Below are 17,421 nucleotides of genomic sequence, written 5' to 3' on the forward strand. Positions count from 1 at the left end.
TATGAACGACGATTTACACCGCATATTGATCAAAGGAGGTGTTACTTCTCCGGGAGAACTTAAGGATAGCATTGCCATGTTGGAGGCAGCGGGGCTAAGTGAGGTGCATTTTGGTTCGCGCCAAGACCTCCTATTTCCATTGGATGCCAGGGATGAGACTACCATAGAAAGTGTCTCTAAATACAATACGGATGTTATAGGCCACCGAAGCTATCAGAACATTGTTTCCTCCTACGTTTCTGCGGATATTTTTGAAATGACCTATTGGCTTAAGGGTTCCACTTATCTCTATATTTTGGAGGCCTTTGATTATTTACCCAAGCTTAAAATCAATATAACCGACCCTAAACAACGTTTGGTGCCCTTGTTCAACGGAAATCTCAATTTCATTGCTTCAGAGCAGGAAGATTATTGGTATTTGCATCTTAATATTCCTGGTTGGACCGAAGTTGATTTTTATCCGGTATTGATTTACAGTTGGGATATCGTGACCATTTCCAAGACCATTGAAAAGATGTATGCCCAGACGCAGGACGTCGCCTCACTTTTTGATTTGTTGAGCAACAGCCTGGAGACCAACAACAAAACGGTTCAAGAAAAACTAGAAGCACCTTACCTCACCTTTCCCTATTACGAAGGAATGAATCGCATGGGACTGGATCAATATTGGTTAGGCCTGTACTGGCGAAACAACAGATACGATTTGAAGTTTTTAAAGGACTTCTGCGGATTTTGTCTTGATAATAGCATCGGTAAAATCTGTATCACTCCCTGGAAATCCTTTATTGTTAAGGGCATCAAACAAAAACATCGGCCAGAACTGGAGCGCTTTATCGGCCAACGGGGAATCAATGTCCGCCATTCCCAATTGGAAATGAACTGGCACTTACCCGTGGATGACCAAGACGCTTTTGAGCTTAAAAAGTTCTTGGTGCGCAATTTTGACGAAAATGATATCAGCACCTATGGACTCACGTTTGGCATAAGTAATGATGTGGGTAAGCGATCCCATTTTGCTTCTGTAATCATAGAAAAAAACCAATCCCCTTCCATCATAAAAGATTTCAAAGTGAGGCCCACTTACAACGTATTGCATTTCAAGAATTTTGACCCCAATACGTTGACCTACGTCTCCTGCGCGCAAGATGTGGACAAGCTTGAACTGCCAGGTCTTTTAATGGAACTCAGTAAAAAATATTTCGGGCAGTTGGGAAGTTTCCGTGAATCCTCTCAAGACACTGAAAGACCAACAGTTAAAGAGTTAACGGTTTATCAATGCTCTTCCTGTTTAACCATTTATGATGAGGGTATGGGAGACGAAAAAAATGGAATTGCCGCGGGTACTTCCTTTGAAAAGCTTCCTGATTCTTATGTCTGTCCGGTTTGTGAGTCCAGCAAATCCAACTTTGCACCGAGCACTATGCAAGTGGAACAAATATAAGGCGTAAACTCTTTCTCTAAAATATCTTCAAACAACACATAAAAAAACCTCACTATAGAATAGAAAGGTTGTTTAGTGCGGGTGAAGCGAGCATAAATCTCTCATTTTCTATCATACATACAAACTATGGAAAACCACAAATGAAGTTTAATTCTCAACAACATTCAAGTTTTGCCCAGTGAATCATTAACCCAAATAGTCCTTCAAAAAATTGCTGTTAGCATTCCTCTTTAACCGTTCAATGGCTGTTGTTTTGATTTGCCTAACACGTTCTTTGGTAATTTCCAAATTATTGGCGATTTCATCCAGCACCAATGGTGCTTCCTCTCCTATTCCAAAATACATTCTGACAACATATGACTCACGAAGTGAAAGGACTCCCAAAAAATCGCACACATCTTTTTTTAAGGAATTTTCTATGAGACTTACCTCGGGACTTTGTAAAAGTCCTGCAGATAGACGATTGGCCAGTACATTTTCTCCCTCTCTATCATTCCTGCTACCATCAATGGAAATGTGCCTCAATGAATGTTTCAAACAGACTTTTATTTCAGCAATTCCAACATCAATCATTTCTGAAATCTCCACTGCATCCGGCATTCGTTGATGCATTTGTTCAAATTGAGAACATGCTTCATTAATTCTATTTATCACATTGATTTTGTTCAACGGAAGCCTTACTATCCTCGAGTTTTCCGTTATCGCCTGTAGTATTCCTTGTCGCACCCACCAAACAGCATAGGAGATAAATTTGAACCCGCGAGTCTCGTCGAATTTTGCGGCAGCTTTTACCAGTCCTAGATTGCCTTCGTTGATCAAATCATGCAATTTTAACCCTCTACCTTGGTATTGTTTCGCGACCGAAATAACAAATCTCAAATTTGAATTTACCAATTTTTCTAGGGCTATAGCATCCCCATTTCTTATCCTTATTGCCAATTCCACCTCTTCATCTTCCGTAATCATAGGAATACGACCAACTTCCACTAGATATCTTCTTAAGGATTCGCCACCTCGATCAGTAACCTGTTTTGCAATGGAAAGTGGCCTCATAGTACTGTTTTGAATATTATGACACGCCTCTTACATAAATAAGGTTGCCGTTTCCTTTTGGGTTTTTTCTCCGTCCAATTTCTATTTCTCCTATAGACATAATCAAAGGAGTGAGTTTTTTGAACCCATAGTTCCTTGCATCAAAATTTGGTTGTTTCTTTAAAAGCAGGGCACCGACTTCTCCCAAATAGGCCCACCCTTCTTCATCCTCCACATCGGAAATTGTGGAGAGAATAAGGTTAACGACCTTGGGTGTTACCCTATCAACCTTACTTTTCGCTTGCTTTGTGGATGTGCTGAAATTTCCAATTTCCGATTTTTGTAATATTTCAAGATAAATAAACTTGTCACATGCCACAATGAAAGGGTTTGGGGTTTTTCTTTCTCCGATTCCAAAAACGGTCATCCCTGCTTCCCGTAATCTTGTTGCCAGCCTAGTAAAGTCGCTATCACTGGAAACTAATGTAAAACCATCCACTTTTCCTGAATAAAGTATATCCATGGCATCGATTATCATTGCACTGTCCGTAGAGTTCTTTCCGGTGGTGTAACCATATTGTTGTACCGGAGTAATTGCGTATTCCAACAGGACATTTTTCCACTTGGCCAAACTTGGCTTTGTCCAATCCCCATAGATTCTCTTAATGCTGGGGTTTCCATATTTGGCAATCTCCTCCAGCATTTCTTTGATGTATTTCGAAGGGATATTGTCGCCATCTATCAACACGGCAAGGTTCAGGTCATTATTCATTATCCAGTCTCAAATATTTTTCCCTGTATACTGCCTTTGCTACCTTATCCCTGCGCAACTTAGATTTCTTTGTGAATTCTTGGTTACTTTTGATTTGCTTCAATACCTGTGTGTTCCGATATTTTCTTTTGTACCTCTTAAGCGCCCTTTCTATGTTTTCACCTGGCACAATCTTTATTTTTAGCATATGTAGCCTGTAAATTGTTATTAGATTTTCACACAAGGAAAATCCTACTATTAAATCCCCATGAAATCAAGAATGAACTAAACACCAATGATAGCACGATTCACCACATTGATGTATCAAGATTAAACCTGGAAAGAATGACAGGCAAAAAATATCTTAGAAGCATCCCTATTGGTAATTAGGAATATTTAGAGAGGGCTATCTTATATTTAAAGACAAGTGAGACTTATGTCCACGGATGTTGTGTAAAGAAAGGTATAATAATCCACAAAAGATGGTTTTTTAGGAATATTCTGCGATAGTTGAAAGTCTGTTGACAAAATGGAGCAAACAAAAAGCCTTAACTACTGATTATCAATAATTAAGGCTTACTCTTCAGTGCGGGCGGAGAGACTCGAACTCTCACACCTTGCGGCACTAGATCCTAAGTCTAGCGTGTCTACCAATTCCACCACGCCCGCAAAAGGAGTGCAAATATAAATCAATTTTCCGATTAGTAAATACTCTCATTTTAAAAACTTGTTTTTTGTACTTTTAGTGGCTACTTAAAATGCAATATGGAACAAATCAAAAACTACATTGATACCCATAGAGACCGGTTTATCAATGAACTTATCGAACTTTTAAGAATACCATCCATAAGCGCGGATACCGCATTTTCCCAAGATGTTTTGGAAACCGCCAAAGCGGTGGAAAAATCGCTGATAGCCGCTGGTTGTGATCATGTAGAAATCTGCGAGACCAAAGGATATCCCGTTGTCTATGGGGAGAAAATCATAGACCCAAACCTACCAACCATCCTGGTTTATGGCCATTACGATGTACAACCACCGGATCCGTTGGAACTTTGGACCTCCCCCCCGTTTGAGCCGGTTATCAAAGAAACCGAATTGCATCCGGAAGGGGCAATTTTTGCCCGTGGTGCCTGCGATGACAAAGGCCAGATGTACATGCACGTAAAGGCGGTAGAATTCATGATCAAAAATGACCAATTGCCCTGCAATGTCAAATTTATGATTGAGGGTGAGGAAGAAGTTGGCAGTGATAGTTTGGCCGATTTTCTGGAAGATCATAAAGAAAAATTATCCAACGATATTATTTTGATTTCAGATACCGGTATGATGGCCAATGATGTCCCGTCCATAACAACTGGTTTACGAGGTTTAAGTTATGTGGAAGTCGAAGTCACGGGGCCAAACCGTGACCTGCATTCGGGGATCTATGGCGGTGCTGTACCCAACCCTATCAACGTTCTGAACAAAATGATCGCATCATTGCACGATGAAAACAACCATATTACCATTCCCGGTTTTTACGATAAAGTTGAAGAGGTTTCGGCGGAGGAACGTGCAGAAATGGCGAAGGCACCTTTTAGTATTGAAGCTTACAAAGATGCGTTGGACATTGCCGACATACATGGTGAAAAGGGCTACACCACTGCTGAGCGCTATTCCATTCGACCAACTTTGGATGTTAATGGTATTTGGGGAGGTTATACCGGAGAAGGAGCCAAAACTGTGATTGCCAGTAAGGCATACGCCAAAATATCCATGCGCTTGGTTCCTGATCAAGACCCTGATGAAATTACAGAACTGTTTACCAAGCATTTTGAATCCATTGCCCCAAAAAGTGTAAAAGTCAAGGTTACACCACACCACGGTGGACTTGCCTATGTGACCAAAACCGATAGTATTGGATACAAGGCGGCAGCCAAAGCATACGAAACCACTTTTGGCAAAACCCCCATACCTGAACGTACCGGCGGAAGTATTCCTATTGTGGCGCTTTTTGAACAAGTATTGGAAAGTAAGACCATTCTAATGGGCTTTGGCTTGGATAGTGATGCCATTCATTCGCCCAACGAGCATTTTGGGGTGTGGAACTATTTAAAAGGGATTGAGACCATCCCCTATTTTTACAAATACTATACCGAACTTATGTCAACATAGGTTTGGATTAATCCAAAAACAAGGGGTAACAATAAAAGTTACCCCCTTGTTGACCTACAACCAACCTAGGGTAATTGAGAATACCCATTTCTTGTTTTCCAAAGGAAGTATTTCTCGAACAACACCTTGGAAAAATCATATAATACATTGGGGATCATTATCGCAAAATTTCTGGGTTTAAATAGATGATCACTAATGATGATTACTTCTTTTTTTCCTGCATCCATCACACAGATTCCAGGAATTTTTCCCCAAGCTTTTTTCTTTAGCTTGGTTTTACCATTGGTCACTCTGATAATATTCTCGGCTACAATTTTTCCGGTTTCATCTGAAGGATAACCTGTTTTGGGTCCTGAAAATGGAACTTTACCCGGTTTAAATGGCAGCTTTACGTCTACGGCTATCCCAGCGGCCCAAACATTTGGAAATTTGGGATGTCGATAATCCTCACCCACGGGTAAATATCCAGCTTGGGTAGGTTCAAGTTCTGGGGAGTGTTGAACAAAATCCACTCCAATAAAAGGAGGCATAAGCATGGTGAAATTACTATCAATAGTTTCCCCAGATGTTAACATTACAGAATCTTTGGTCACCTCCTTAACCCCCACTTCAGTTCTGTAATGAATATTGAACATTTTCATAAAGGATTTAAGCATGGTCTCCCCACCGGTCATCCCATCAATTCCAAAGTGTCCCAAAAAAGTTTCGGGAGTAATCCAATACAAGTCTACTTTTTTCCTGATCTTCTGTTCCCTCAGCCACTTTTCAATATTGAAAAGAAATTCATATGCGGCTCCCATACAGCCTGCATTTTGAGTTGCACCAATGACAATGGGGCCAGGATTCTTCTTAAACTCTTCCAGTGCCTTTCGGGTTTTCATGGCTCCGTTAGGCGTTCCAATATAATGGGCGTATTCAGCCACACCGGGGGCTACGTCAAACTTTACTTTTGGACCTGTGGCAATCACCAAATGATCATATGTAAAATCACCCTTGGTCGTCATCACAGTTTGCAGTTGCGGATCAACCTTCAGTGCCTCGGCTTGGACAAACTCCACTCCCTTTTTCTGTAGAATAGTATCTTTTCTAAAGGATATATCCTTGATCTCCCTCCTACCAAAGGGTACCCAAATCAGTGATGGTATAAACAAAAACAGCGGGGATTTATCAATTACTATCACCCTGTGTTCTTTTTTTCCTTTTCTTTTTATTTCCAAAGCGGCGGTCATTCCTGCGAAGTTTCCGCCAATTACTACCGTTGTTTTCATGACCTCTGTTTTAGTACTTTAAAATTACCGTGTTCCCCAACCAAATACAGTAACACAAGTCACATAGCAACAAGATTTAATCATTCATCTGGGAAATTGATCTCACTTTCATTGTTCTTATTTGAAAACACCCAAAATCCTCAGTTTTATCAATATTGAATCTCTACATTTGTAGAATTAAAATTTTTATTCTATGTTTGTAGAGTTAATTCTAATATCATAGAGCATGTCCTTGTCAAAATCCGAAGAAGAACTAATGAACATCATTTGGAAACAACGGAAAGCATTCATGAAGGATCTTTTGGATGCTTATCCGGAGCCAAAACCTGCCACTACTACCGTGGCAACACTATTAAAAAGGATGATTGACAAAGGTTATGTGGCCTACAAAAGCTTCGGTAGGTCCAGGGAGTACTATCCATTGATCAGAAAACAAGATTATTTCTCTAAACAGGTAAAAGGATTGATCAAGAATTTTTTCAATGATAGCCCAAGTCAGTTTGCCTCTTTTTTTACCAAAGAAACCGATTTAAGCAAGGAGGAATTGGAATCTTTGAGAGCACTTATTGATGACCAAATAAAAAAGAAGTAAGCATGTTGATTTATATTCTAAAATCTTCGGCCTGTTTGGTGGTTTTATTCCTGTTTTATAAGCTATTCTTGGAGAAAGAGAGCATACATACCTTTAAGAGGTTTTATCTTTTAGGCGCGCTTGTGCTGTCCTTGATTATTCCTTTATTGGTGTTTGTGGAATATATAGACGCACCAATAACACAGGAAATGGATACTTTGCCTTTATTCAATACCGGTGAAGTTTTGGAAACCCCAAATACGCTCAGTCCTACTTTCGATTTGATTGCCATTGCATGGTCAATCTATGGTTTGGGTCTTCTGTTATTCGGATTGAAGTTTATCCAGAACTTTGTTCAGATTACCAATCGAATCCGTAAAAACCAAAAACGAAAATTCCCCCATTGTACCCATGTGTTGCTGCAGGAGCAAATGCCGCCGCATACTTTTTTTCGGTTCATTTTTCTGAATAAGTACAAATTGGAAAATAATGAGATACCCCATGAGGTCCTGGTTCATGAGGAAACCCATGTGACTCAAAAGCATAGTTGGGACATCATTTTCATAGAGTTACTACAGGTTGCACTATGGTTCAATCCATTGATTTTATTATGTAAGAAGGCTATAAAATTGAACCATGAATTTTTGGCAGATCAAGCCGTATTGTCCCAAAATGAGGATATCACAGGCTATCAGAACATCCTATTGGCATTCTCAACCCCACACAAAAGCAAACAAAATCAGCCGGCATTGTCCAATGCTATCCATTATTCATCCATCAAAAAACGGTTAACGGTCATGAAATCCATAACATCCAAAAAATCGATGATCATTCGAAATTTACTATTGCTCCCCATCGCAGCATTGCTCCTCATCAGTTTCAGTACTAGAAAAACAATCGTTAAGACACAGCATGAACAGGTAATCCAATCCAAAACTGCTCCTATCAAAATTAGAGTCAATGAAAAACAAGAGATCCTTATTGAAGGTAAACTTGTTAGCTTGGAAAAGCTGTCAACGGAAATCAATAGGTTAGCTAACGCCAATGATTCATCGAATCAGCTTAATCCACAAGTCGAATTGGAAGTTGAGGGCAACCTTGGAATAGCACTGTTAACCTCAATAAAAAAGCAGCTAGTAAAAACCGATGCTTCATTGACCTTGGTTACCGCCGATAGTATTAAAATGACTGGGGAAAATCTTGAGGAAACATTTAAGGGTATTCAATTTACTGCTCGGGACACATTGCAAATAACATTGGACGAGGGCAAAACTGTTCTGGGAACCAGTACTCCACCAACGGATGACGTTAAAGAAGTCCAGTCCATTAAAAGTACCCATGGGGTTAAAGCGGCAACTCCCCTATCAAGTGCTAAGCAAATTAGTAAGGTTCCTACACCCATAAAGACATCGGATACAACGGAAATTTCTGGATCTGCAGAATGGCCTCGAGTTCCGATGATTGCTTATCGCATTGATAATGGGCCTATTTCCCGAGAATTGAAGAAACTGGTAGATAGCTATAGCAAAAAAAGGAGAAGCTATTACGATGGTGTTATCCGGTTTGTAGAGCACAAGCAAGGCAACAAAGAACAGATCATGCATGAGTATAACGAAATTATGGGCCTGTATGAAAGCTACAGGAAACTGGCCAAAGAAGAAGGGGTTTTTGCTTGGCCAGAACCAAGTATGGCACCAATGGTTTGGGACCGTCTCCCTCCCCACTCGCAACACCTCATAGACCATGTGATTGGACTGGCAGAAAAAAATGCCGTCTACTTTTATAACGACATAGAGATAAGTACTGACAAGGCCATACAACTGCTTAGGAACAACCATGAGCTTCGTATAAAATCCATGCTCGAAAAAAACAATATTACTGAAGTAAAGATGTATTCTTTGAATTGAGTTCCGTAACCCTAAATACCTTAATAGTTAGCGTTTTGTAACATTTCACAAAAAACTGCGTTCTAATTACATCGCTTTTTATTTTCAATAGGCCAAATTCCTTCCAAACCAACCTTCCGTGGGAGTATTTGACCCATAAAGCGTATGCAGTCAAGTACAAACCTAAACGAGCACTATCATGTTACAACGCTTTTTTATTTTCTGCTCAGGAGCGGACACCCAAATTTTAGAAACTTGTTCCAACGGGGAACGCAATAAGTATGCTGGCATTGGAGCCACGGTATTTTTTACCGCTATCATGGCCTTTATCGCCAGTGGTTATGCGCTCTATACCGTTTTCGACAACATTTACACGGCCATATTTTTTGGATTTATATGGGGTTTATTGATTTTCAATTTGGACCGATATATTGTATCCACCATCAAAAAAAGGGATAGCTTTAAAAGCGAATTGCTTCAAGCCATGCCCCGAATCATTCTAGCTATGATCATTGCGGTGGTGATTTCCAAACCACTCGAAATGAAAATTTTTGAAAAGGAAATCAATCAGGTTTTGTTGGAGGAAAAGAATTCCATGACCTTGGCCAATCAAGAACAAATTGCTTTGCAATATACTCCAAAAGTGGAAGCGCTCAATCAAGAAATTGGAAACCTAAAAGCGGAAATAGCAGCTAAGGAATCGGCAACCAATGCGCTATACGATATTTACATTTCCGAAGCCGAAGGAACAGCAGGAACCGGATTGCTTGGCAAAGGACCGGTATACAAGGAAAAACGGGAAAAACATGATGCTTATTTGGCTGAGTTAGCCCAACTCAAAGAAACCAACGGACAAAAAGTCCAAGATTTGGAAGCTCAAATTGTGGCTTTGGGCACAGACTACAACACCGCTGTTACCAGTTCACAGCCTATCATTGATGGCTTTGATGGTCTTATGGCGCGAATAAATGCCCTTGGTAAGCTACCCTGGTTTCCATCATTCTTTATCTTTTTATTGTTTCTAGCGATCGAAACCGCTCCGATAATTGCCAAACTCTTGGCTCCCAAGGGTGAATATGACTATAAGTTTGAGGAACAGGAAAGTGTAGTGGCTACCTGGGTGACCCAAAAGGTAGCACAACGCAAGCTGCTCTTTTCCACAGATGGTGAGCTTAACCAAAAAATCTACGAGGACATCAAGGGAGAGGAAGAGTTGTATCGTTACAAAAAGGAAAAGGCGGAGGAATTACTTCGCTTGCAAGCGGATGCCTTTCATAATGTACAAGTCAAAGGACTCTAGCTTTATTTTTCACCTAGCAATGTGCAACCCCTTGTTTCCATTACGACACCAATTCCACCAATTAACACCCATTGTAAGCATGTGTATTCGTGCAGATTAGTACGATTCGTGTCAAACTAAATTTTGCACTCATCGGAAAGGGGAAATAAAAAGTCAAAGACCACTTGACTGCCCCTTCGAACGGGCTCAGGGAGATAGCTTAGGGTGTGACAAACTATATATTAATCTTGGAATATGCGTTTAAAGCAACTGAAAGGCTATCCCTCCAGTGTGGAATTTGCAGGCCAAAGGTTGTTTTGATCTTGGATTTATCCAATACACTGAATTTGGGTCGTTCAGCAGGGGTAGGATATTCCTCGGAGCGAATGGGTTTTAAATCCACGTCAATTTTATACCCATCAAAAATGGCTTTGGCAAAATCGTACCAGCTGGCCACCCCTTCGTTACAATAGTTGTACACCCCGTACTCTATACTATGGGCATTAATGATATGCAGCACAACCTCTGCCAAATCCAAGGCATAGGTGGGTGTACCCACTTGATCATATACCACAGAAAGTTCTTCCCTCTCCGTTCCCAGCCGAATCATGGTCTTCATAAAATTATGACCAAATTCTGAGTACAGCCAAGAAGTCCTGAGAATAAAATGTTCTTCCAGATTATTGATAATTGCCCGTTCCCCTTTGTACTTGGTATCACCATAAAACCCAATGGGTCGGGCAATATCTTCTTCCAAGTATGGGGTTGTAATGAATCCGTCAAATACAAAATCTGTGGAAATATGAATTAAGATTGTATTGCTTTCATTACAGTTCATGGCCAAATTCCTGGCTCCGCTTACATTTACGCGATATGCCAATTCATTTTCCGCCTCTGCTTTGTCCACGTTGGTAAAGGCCGCACAATTGATGCAATAGGCATAGTCTGAAGAAATCAGCTCTTCGTTTACGGCATCATAATCCGTGATGTCCAACTCTGATGAGGATTTGAACACAAAGTCCAAACCTTGTACCTTGTCTTCCTCAACCAAAGCCTTAAATGTGCTACCCAATTGTCCGGAGGCCCCGGTGACCAATATTTTCATAGTTTATTTTTCAATTAGTGTGGAACCGCTTCCTTAAAAACAGGTAAAACCCTGTCTTTGTCCGATATTATCAAATCTTCCCCGTTCAAAATCCAATCAATATTAAAGGTAGGATCGTTATAGATGATACCCCCTTCTGATTCGGCATTATAGAAATTATCGCATTTGTAAAAGAATTTGGCCGTGTCACTTAAAGTTACAAAACCATGTGCACATCCACGAGGAATAAACATTTGTTTTTTGTTTTGGGAGGAAAGCAATGTGGAGACCACCTTGCCAAAAGTTTTGGAGTTGGGTCTAATGTCAACGGCCACGTCCAGTACCTCACCTTCAAGAACCCGAACCAATTTGGCCTGGGCATGTTCCCCTCGTTGAAAATGAAGTCCGCGGAGCACACCTTTCACTGAAAACGACTCATTGTCCTGCACAAAATAAGGTTTGGCGCCGGTCAATAATTCAAACTTCTCCTGATTATAACTTTCCAAAAAATAGCCTCTTTTGTCTTCAAAGACCTTGGGCTCTATAATAAAACAACCTTCAATATGGGTTTGTTGTACTTCCATGGATTACGCTAAAACTTCCAATAATTTGGCACTGTAACCGCTCTTTAGAAAAGGCTCGGTTAGCTTTTTAAACTGACTTTTGGTAATAAATCCCATTTTGTAGGCCGAAGATTCTATGGCTCCAATTTTTAGGCCTTGTCTTTCCTCAATGACTTGAACAAATTGCGAGGCCTGCATTAGGGATTTGAAGGTGCCGGTGTCCAACCAAGCTGTTCCACGGTCCATTATGCTTACTTTAAGCTTGTCTCGTCTCAGATATTCTTGGTTGATATCGGTGATTTCCAACTCACCACGAGCACTTGGCTGAATGTTTTTGGCAATTTCCACTACATCATTGTCATAAAAATAAATGCCTGGCACCGCATAGTTCGATTTTGGCTTCTGTGGTTTTTCCTCAATGGAAATCACATTGCCTTCCTCGTCAAATTCAACCACCCCATATCTTTCTGGATCGTTCACGTGGTACGCATATATAATGCCTCCATCCGGGTTGTTATTGGATTGCAAAAGCGTTTCCAATCCGGTTCCGTAGAATATATTGTCTCCCAGAATCAAGGCCACTTTGTCATCACCGATGAATTTTTCACCAATAATAAAGGCTTCAGCCAGTCCATTGGGTTCATCCTGTACGGCATACTCAAACTTGCAGCCATATCTTCTACCATCACCCAACAAACGCTGGAACATGGGTAGGTCATGGGGTGTAGAAATAATCAAAATCTCCCAAATTCCCGACTCTATCAACGTGGAAAGCGGATAATAAATCATGGGTTTGTCATAGATGGGCATCAGTTGTTTGCTCACCGCCAAGGTAATGGGGTGCAAACGAGTTCCTGAGCCACCTGCTAATATTATTCCTTTCATGTCTTCGGGGTTAATGGTCCTAAGCCAGACTTTTTGTTTTGTTTTGAATAAACTTGTTTAAATACCAATCTATGGTTTTGTCTATACCGCTTTCAAAGTTTTCATCTGCCTTCCATTTTAGGTTGTTTTCTATTTTGGAGGCGTCAATGGCATATCTAAAATCATGACCTGCCCTATCCTTGACATAGGCAATCAATTCCTTATAAGAAGTTCCATCGGTCTTAGGATGTTTTTGATCCAACAATTCACAAACGGTTTGAGCAATGTATAAATTGTTCCGTTCATTCCGTCCACCAATGTTATAGGTCTCCCCGGAAACGCCATTTTCATAAGCCAGGGCAATTCCTTTACAATGGTCCAGCACGTACAACCAGTCTCGGATGTTGGAACCATCGCCATAAATGGGAATGGCCTCACCAGATAATGCTTTTCTTATGATGGTGGGAATTAATTTCTCATCATGCTGTTTAGGTCCATAATTGTTGGAACAATTGGTGGTTACCACGTTCATACCATAGGTATGATGGTAGCTTCTGACTATGAAATCGGAAGAAGCCTTTGAAGCACTGTATGGGCTGTTGGGTGCATACGGCGTAGTCTCCACAAACAACCCTTTTTTGCCCAAAGTACCATAAACCTCATCTGTGGATACATGGTGAAATCTTGAATCCTTGTAGGCTTCCTTATAAACCCCTGGGCTTACCATCCACCTATTTTTGGCTACATCAATCAAATTAAATGTCCCTAAAATATTGGTTTGCATAAAGGCATCCGGATTGGAAATGGAATTGTCAACATGGGATTCGGCAGCAAAATGGATTACTCCGGTTATATCGTATTTTTCAAAAATATCCTCGATGAGTTTTCTGTCGCAGATATCTCCTTTGATGAAGGTATATCGGTCATTTCCTTCCACCTCTTTAAGATTGTCCAAATTTCCCGCATACGTAAGGAGGTCTATATTGACCAAATGGATATCGGGATTCGCTTCCAAAAAATAGGGGACAAAGTTGGAACCGATAAATCCTGCCCCTCCGGTTACCAAAATATGAGTCATGAAGATTTTATTTAAATACTTGTTTTGTAAATATAATCCTACTTTTTAACCGCGTTCAATTTATGTTGTGAACAGCTGGTTTTTGTTGGTGGAACACTTTAATATAGGTTTAAAAGCTATTTGAACCTATTTATGGGTCTTTAACATCAGGCTTTGAAAGGTAATCCTATCAATCCTAAAATCTTTTTCCTACTTTCGTATTGGTCTTTATCTCTTAAATGGAAAACCAAGTTACGGAAAAACCCTATATCCTTGCCGTTGATGACGAACAGCTTAATCTGGAGCTGCTTCGATTTATATTGGAACGATACAACTTTGAGTTTGAAGGCACCAGTGATGATGACTATTTCTTTGAGCTTTTAGAAACTCGAAAACCGGATCTCATTCTGCTGGATGTTATCATGCCACGCATTGAAGGTTTTGAACTCTGTGAAAAAGTCAAGGAGTTTGAAACGTATCGCGATATTCCCATTATTTTTCTTACGGGAAAGGTCAATGTGAAGGACAAAATCAAAGGTTTTGAAGTTGGAGGGGTGGATTATGTTACCAAACCCTTTAATGAGCAAGAACTGGTGGCCCGCATACAGACTCACGTAGAATTGGTACGTGCCAAAAACCAAATCGAAAAGCAAGCCAAAAACCTCCAACAATCCAATGACCTGAAGGATCGAATGTTCTCCATTATAGGCCATGACTTAAGGTCTCCACTGAGTGCCGCAAAATTGAAAATGGACTTTATTATGCGGGGCATTATTGACCCCAAGGCGGATAATTTTCTGGACGATACGGTTTATGATCTTTTAAAAACGATGGATGAGGCCTTAAACTTGCTTCAAAACCTACTGGGGTGGGCCAAATCTGAAAGTGATCAAATCCAAATGATTCCTGAAAAATTGGATCTCAATGATTTAGGGGAGCAAACCTTTAGACTTCTCAAATTAGGTAGCGACCACAAGCAAATTGAAATGCAAAACAACATTCCCACGGAAACTTTTGCTTTTGCCGATAACAACATGGTAAAAACCGTGTTGCGTAATATTGTTTCCAACGCCATCAAGTTCACCCCCGTGGAAGGTCTCATCAAGCTAAATGGCAAAACCGGAAAAGACAACATTGTTATTGAGATTGTGGACAATGGAAATGGAATTCCCAAAGAGGATATCCAAAAAATTCTGAATCCCAACGAGCACTTTAGCAAGCTGGGTACTGAAAAAGAACCTGGTACTGGACTGGGTCTCATTCTTTGCCAAAACTTTGTTCAAAAAAATGGAGGCGCTCTAAAAATTAAAAGTGAAGTAGGCAAAGGCAGTACCTTCTATTTTGACCTTCCCACCTACAACGGACAGGACTAGGCTACAGCTTCAGACTGTATACCTCGTTTAGCCCGCTCCCATTTTACGGACTGATTTCCCTTCAAGTATCTTCCAAAACCTAAAAACACGGAAAGGTTCATAATAAAAAAGTAATAGGGTATAAAAAGGATTTTCAACCGAATCTGCCTGTTTTCCAAAAACCATCCCAACAAGGCGGCTGCGTAAAACAATACTTGTCCCCAAAACAGCAAGCTGAACAAACCAAAGTCAAACAAGCCTTCGTGTTGGGCTAGAAAAAAATTCATGGGTATGATCAATAGTAACAACAATGGGGTCAGTGTCCAACGTAGTACACGATGGGAAATATACTGGAAGGATAAGGTCCCGTATTTGAAGAAATTCAACAATGACCGTAACCTCACCACGGATTGAATTCCACCTGCTGAAATCCGGATTTTTCGTTTCAACTCCTCCTTTACGTTGGCCGAAGCGGTTTCAATGGCATAGGCTTCCGGATTGTATTGGATGGTATAACCGGACATGGCCACACGCAAGGAAATCATAAAATCATCCAGCAAGGTATCTTTTTCAACTTCCTGCCAAAGGTTTGTGCGAATAGCAAATAATTCACCAGCTGCACCCACCACAGAATACAATTCGGCATCCCATTTTTTGAGCTGGGATTCGTATTTCCAATACATCCCTTCCCCTGCTCCGGCCGCATTGTCCGATTCCTTGGCATAGATTCGTTTTTCGCCGGAAACACATCCCACTTTGGGGTTGCGGAACAAACGCACAATCTCCTTGATGGAATTCTGCCCTAAATCCGTATTGGCATCGGAAAAAATAACAATAGGAGTTTTCACAAATTCCATTCCCCGGTTCATGGCTGCAATTTTTCCGGCTCTTTCATCTTTATGGTATACCTCAACCCCGTCATACTTACGAAGCAATTCCGGGGTGCCATCATCCGAACCATCGGTTACCCAAATTTGCATCACCTTGTCCTGAGGATAATCCAAACTCTGGGAGTTTTTCACTTTTTGATCTAAAAAATCCTTTTCATTGAAGGCAGAGACGAACAAGGTGACTTCGGGTTGATAATCTTCGTTTCCAGTAAAAGCTTTGCCCAAACCCAATACACGTCTAAGTTTTATTATGGCAAACAACAAAATGCCGTATCCCAAATAGGAATAGAAAATTACAAATAATGAAATCCAGAATACTACTTTTAAAACCTCCATTACTTTTCTTTTATTTCAGGATTTGCTCCTGAAGTTTATTATGTCATTTCCTTAGCCTTTTGTTCATTTTGTCTTGATACAAAACGAACCAAAAAATCAAGATGATTTCAAGGAAATTTTTGTTCCCTTGTCACAAAACCGTTGATAGATTTTTCGCTACATGCTCTTTTTCGCCCAAGCGAAACGCACTTCCGCTCCATCTCCAACTATTTCTGTGAAATCCCTTTGTTGCATTTTCCCATTGTCATACTGCAACCAAACTTTTTTTAGCAACTTTTTCCCATTCTCCTGTGCTATGATTATAGCTTTTTACCACTCTGGCCGGATTACCAACTGCTACTGAATACGGCGGAATATCCTTGGTAACTACACTGCCCCCCGCTATAATGCAATGCTTCCCTATGGTCACTCCTGCCACTACCACACAATTGGCCCCGATCCAGGTTTCCTCCTCCACAACTATAGTGGCTGTGGACACTCCTTGGGAATGTATGGGTTGGGTCACATCTTCGTAGTTGTGGTTTAGTCCCGATAAGACTATGTTTTGTGCCAGTCGCACATCATCTCCAATAGTAACTGGACCAATAATGGTATTACCCAAACCTATACGGGTACGATTGCCAATCTTTACCGCTCCTACCCCATTGTTGATGGTAGAAAAATCCTCAATGGTGGAATTGGATCCCAGCTCAAATGTATTCCAGGGAAGTACATCCATTCGGGTTCTTCTGCACACCGTAGCACCCTTTCCTTTTTTATGATAAAAGGGATTGACGAACCAACGTACCCAAAGTCGTGGCCTAGCCTGATTTTTGGGAACCAACATCCAGTGTACCAGTTTTTTAATCTGTGCACTGTTCTTTATTTTGTCTTTTAGTCCCATAACACCT

At 40.6% G+C, this 17,421-nt stretch carries 16 protein-coding genes and 1 tRNA gene; 6 read left to right on the forward strand and 11 right to left on the reverse strand.

Annotated elements, in window-relative coordinates; all coding sequences use genetic code 11:
* The first annotated feature begins 1 nt into the window (after position 1).
* Positions 2–1,441, forward strand: a complete 1,440-nt coding sequence (locus FGG15_RS09780; protein ID WP_138835741.1) for a rubredoxin — start codon at positions 2–4, stop codon at positions 1,439–1,441.
* A 186-nt stretch (positions 1,442–1,627) separates the two neighbouring features.
* Here the strand turns inward: FGG15_RS09780 and FGG15_RS09785 are convergent, their stop codons facing one another.
* The 4 genes from FGG15_RS09785 to FGG15_RS09800 all read right to left on the reverse strand — a co-directional run bounded on the left by FGG15_RS09785 (position 1,628) and on the right by FGG15_RS09800 (position 3,893).
* Complete coding sequence (locus tag FGG15_RS09785; RefSeq protein WP_138835743.1) at positions 1,628–2,494, reverse strand: sigma-70 family RNA polymerase sigma factor; 867 nt, start codon at positions 2,492–2,494, stop codon at positions 1,628–1,630.
* A 16-nt stretch (positions 2,495–2,510) separates the two neighbouring features.
* Entirely contained in the window at positions 2,511–3,245 is a 735-nt protein-coding gene (locus tag FGG15_RS09790; protein WP_138835745.1) for an NYN domain-containing protein, read from the reverse strand.
* Entirely contained in the window at positions 3,238–3,432 is a 195-nt protein-coding gene (gene rpsU, locus FGG15_RS09795) for a 30S ribosomal protein S21 (RefSeq protein WP_073179809.1), read from the reverse strand. The genes FGG15_RS09790 and rpsU overlap by 8 nt, the downstream gene beginning before the upstream one ends.
* A gap of 379 nt (positions 3,433–3,811) precedes the next feature.
* Positions 3,812–3,893: transfer RNA gene (locus FGG15_RS09800), tRNA-Leu, on the reverse strand.
* Positions 3,894–3,989: 96 nt separating this feature from the next.
* On the opposite strand from FGG15_RS09800, the gene FGG15_RS09805 reads away from it, so the two are divergent.
* Positions 3,990–5,381 carry a dipeptidase gene (locus FGG15_RS09805; RefSeq protein WP_138835747.1) on the forward strand — a complete coding sequence of 464 codons (1,392 nt, stop codon included), beginning with the start codon at positions 3,990–3,992 and terminating at the stop codon, positions 5,379–5,381.
* A 65-nt stretch (positions 5,382–5,446) separates the two neighbouring features.
* Here the strand turns inward: FGG15_RS09805 and FGG15_RS09810 are convergent, their stop codons facing one another.
* Positions 5,447–6,649 carry an NAD(P)/FAD-dependent oxidoreductase gene (locus FGG15_RS09810; protein WP_138835749.1) on the reverse strand — a complete coding sequence of 401 codons (1,203 nt, stop codon included), beginning with the start codon at positions 6,647–6,649 and terminating at the stop codon, positions 5,447–5,449.
* Positions 6,650–6,875: 226 nt separating this feature from the next.
* Here FGG15_RS09810 and FGG15_RS09815 point away from each other — a divergent pair, with 226 nt between their 5' ends.
* The 3 genes from FGG15_RS09815 to FGG15_RS09825 all read left to right on the forward strand — a co-directional run bounded on the left by FGG15_RS09815 (position 6,876) and on the right by FGG15_RS09825 (position 10,406).
* Positions 6,876–7,241: a BlaI/MecI/CopY family transcriptional regulator gene (locus FGG15_RS09815; RefSeq protein ID WP_138835751.1), complete on the forward strand. Its 366-nt coding sequence runs from the start codon at positions 6,876–6,878 to the stop codon at positions 7,239–7,241.
* A gap of 2 nt (positions 7,242–7,243) precedes the next feature.
* On the forward strand, positions 7,244–9,127 hold the full coding sequence (locus FGG15_RS09820; protein ID WP_138835753.1) for a M56 family metallopeptidase: 1,884 nt from the start codon (positions 7,244–7,246) through the stop codon (positions 9,125–9,127).
* A gap of 178 nt (positions 9,128–9,305) precedes the next feature.
* Positions 9,306–10,406 (forward strand): DUF4407 domain-containing protein, encoded by a 1,101-nt coding sequence (locus FGG15_RS09825; protein WP_138835755.1) that lies wholly within the window; start codon positions 9,306–9,308, stop codon positions 10,404–10,406.
* A gap of 214 nt (positions 10,407–10,620) precedes the next feature.
* Here FGG15_RS09825 and rfbD read toward each other — a convergent pair whose 3' ends face one another.
* From rfbD to rfbB, 4 genes are read right to left on the reverse strand one after another with little or no spacing between them, the layout of a single operon-like run.
* Positions 10,621–11,490, reverse strand: coding sequence for a dTDP-4-dehydrorhamnose reductase (rfbD, locus tag FGG15_RS09830; RefSeq protein ID WP_138835757.1), 870 nt, complete (start codon positions 11,488–11,490; stop codon positions 10,621–10,623).
* Positions 11,491–11,504: 14 nt separating this feature from the next.
* Positions 11,505–12,053: a dTDP-4-dehydrorhamnose 3,5-epimerase gene (gene rfbC / locus FGG15_RS09835; RefSeq protein ID WP_138835759.1), complete on the reverse strand. Its 549-nt coding sequence runs from the start codon at positions 12,051–12,053 to the stop codon at positions 11,505–11,507.
* A 3-nt stretch (positions 12,054–12,056) separates the two neighbouring features.
* Entirely contained in the window at positions 12,057–12,917 is an 861-nt protein-coding gene (rfbA, locus tag FGG15_RS09840; protein WP_138835761.1) for a glucose-1-phosphate thymidylyltransferase RfbA, read from the reverse strand.
* A gap of 19 nt (positions 12,918–12,936) precedes the next feature.
* Entirely contained in the window at positions 12,937–13,974 is a 1,038-nt protein-coding gene (gene rfbB, locus FGG15_RS09845; protein ID WP_138835762.1) for a dTDP-glucose 4,6-dehydratase, read from the reverse strand.
* A 218-nt stretch (positions 13,975–14,192) separates the two neighbouring features.
* On the opposite strand from rfbB, the gene FGG15_RS09850 reads away from it, so the two are divergent.
* On the forward strand, positions 14,193–15,326 hold the full coding sequence (locus FGG15_RS09850; RefSeq protein ID WP_138835765.1) for a hybrid sensor histidine kinase/response regulator: 1,134 nt from the start codon (positions 14,193–14,195) through the stop codon (positions 15,324–15,326).
* On the opposite strand, the gene FGG15_RS09855 is transcribed toward FGG15_RS09850, so the two are convergent.
* Positions 15,323–16,531 (reverse strand): glycosyltransferase family 2 protein, encoded by a 1,209-nt coding sequence (locus tag FGG15_RS09855; protein ID WP_138835766.1) that lies wholly within the window; start codon positions 16,529–16,531, stop codon positions 15,323–15,325. The genes FGG15_RS09850 and FGG15_RS09855 overlap by 4 nt on opposite strands.
* Positions 16,532–16,775: 244 nt before the next feature.
* Positions 16,776–17,414 (reverse strand): acyltransferase, encoded by a 639-nt coding sequence (locus FGG15_RS09860; RefSeq protein WP_138835768.1) that lies wholly within the window; start codon positions 17,412–17,414, stop codon positions 16,776–16,778.
* Positions 17,415–17,421: the final 7 nt, after the last annotated feature.

Source organism: Flagellimonas algicola (assembly GCF_005937185.1).
GTDB classification, from domain to species: Bacteria; Bacteroidota; Bacteroidia; order Flavobacteriales; family Flavobacteriaceae; genus Flagellimonas; species Flagellimonas algicola.

Coding starts and splice junctions, on each gene's coding strand:
- FGG15_RS09860 (WP_138835768.1), bottom strand. CDS start 17,414: ATGGGACTAAAAGACAAAATAAAGAACAGTGCACAGATTAAAAAACTG.
- FGG15_RS09855 (WP_138835766.1), bottom strand. CDS start 16,531: ATGGAGGTTTTAAAAGTAGTATTCTGGATTTCATTATTTGTAATTTTC.
- FGG15_RS09810 (WP_138835749.1), bottom strand. CDS start 6,649: ATGAAAACAACGGTAGTAATTGGCGGAAACTTCGCAGGAATGACCGCC.
- FGG15_RS09790 (WP_138835745.1), bottom strand. CDS start 3,245: ATGAATAATGACCTGAACCTTGCCGTGTTGATAGATGGCGACAATATC.
- FGG15_RS09805 (WP_138835747.1), top strand. CDS start 3,990: ATGGAACAAATCAAAAACTACATTGATACCCATAGAGACCGGTTTATC.
- FGG15_RS09820 (WP_138835753.1), top strand. CDS start 7,244: ATGTTGATTTATATTCTAAAATCTTCGGCCTGTTTGGTGGTTTTATTC.
- FGG15_RS09850 (WP_138835765.1), top strand. CDS start 14,193: ATGGAAAACCAAGTTACGGAAAAACCCTATATCCTTGCCGTTGATGAC.
- rfbA (WP_138835761.1), bottom strand. CDS start 12,917: ATGAAAGGAATAATATTAGCAGGTGGCTCAGGAACTCGTTTGCACCCC.
- FGG15_RS09815 (WP_138835751.1), top strand. CDS start 6,876: ATGTCCTTGTCAAAATCCGAAGAAGAACTAATGAACATCATTTGGAAA.
- FGG15_RS09785 (WP_138835743.1), bottom strand. CDS start 2,494: ATGAGGCCACTTTCCATTGCAAAACAGGTTACTGATCGAGGTGGCGAA.
- rfbC (WP_138835759.1), bottom strand. CDS start 12,053: ATGGAAGTACAACAAACCCATATTGAAGGTTGTTTTATTATAGAGCCC.
- rfbB (WP_138835762.1), bottom strand. CDS start 13,974: ATGACTCATATTTTGGTAACCGGAGGGGCAGGATTTATCGGTTCCAAC.
- rpsU (WP_073179809.1), bottom strand. CDS start 3,432: ATGCTAAAAATAAAGATTGTGCCAGGTGAAAACATAGAAAGGGCGCTT.
- FGG15_RS09780 (WP_138835741.1), top strand. CDS start 2: ATGAACGACGATTTACACCGCATATTGATCAAAGGAGGTGTTACTTCT.
- rfbD (WP_138835757.1), bottom strand. CDS start 11,490: ATGAAAATATTGGTCACCGGGGCCTCCGGACAATTGGGTAGCACATTT.
- FGG15_RS09825 (WP_138835755.1), top strand. CDS start 9,306: ATGTTACAACGCTTTTTTATTTTCTGCTCAGGAGCGGACACCCAAATT.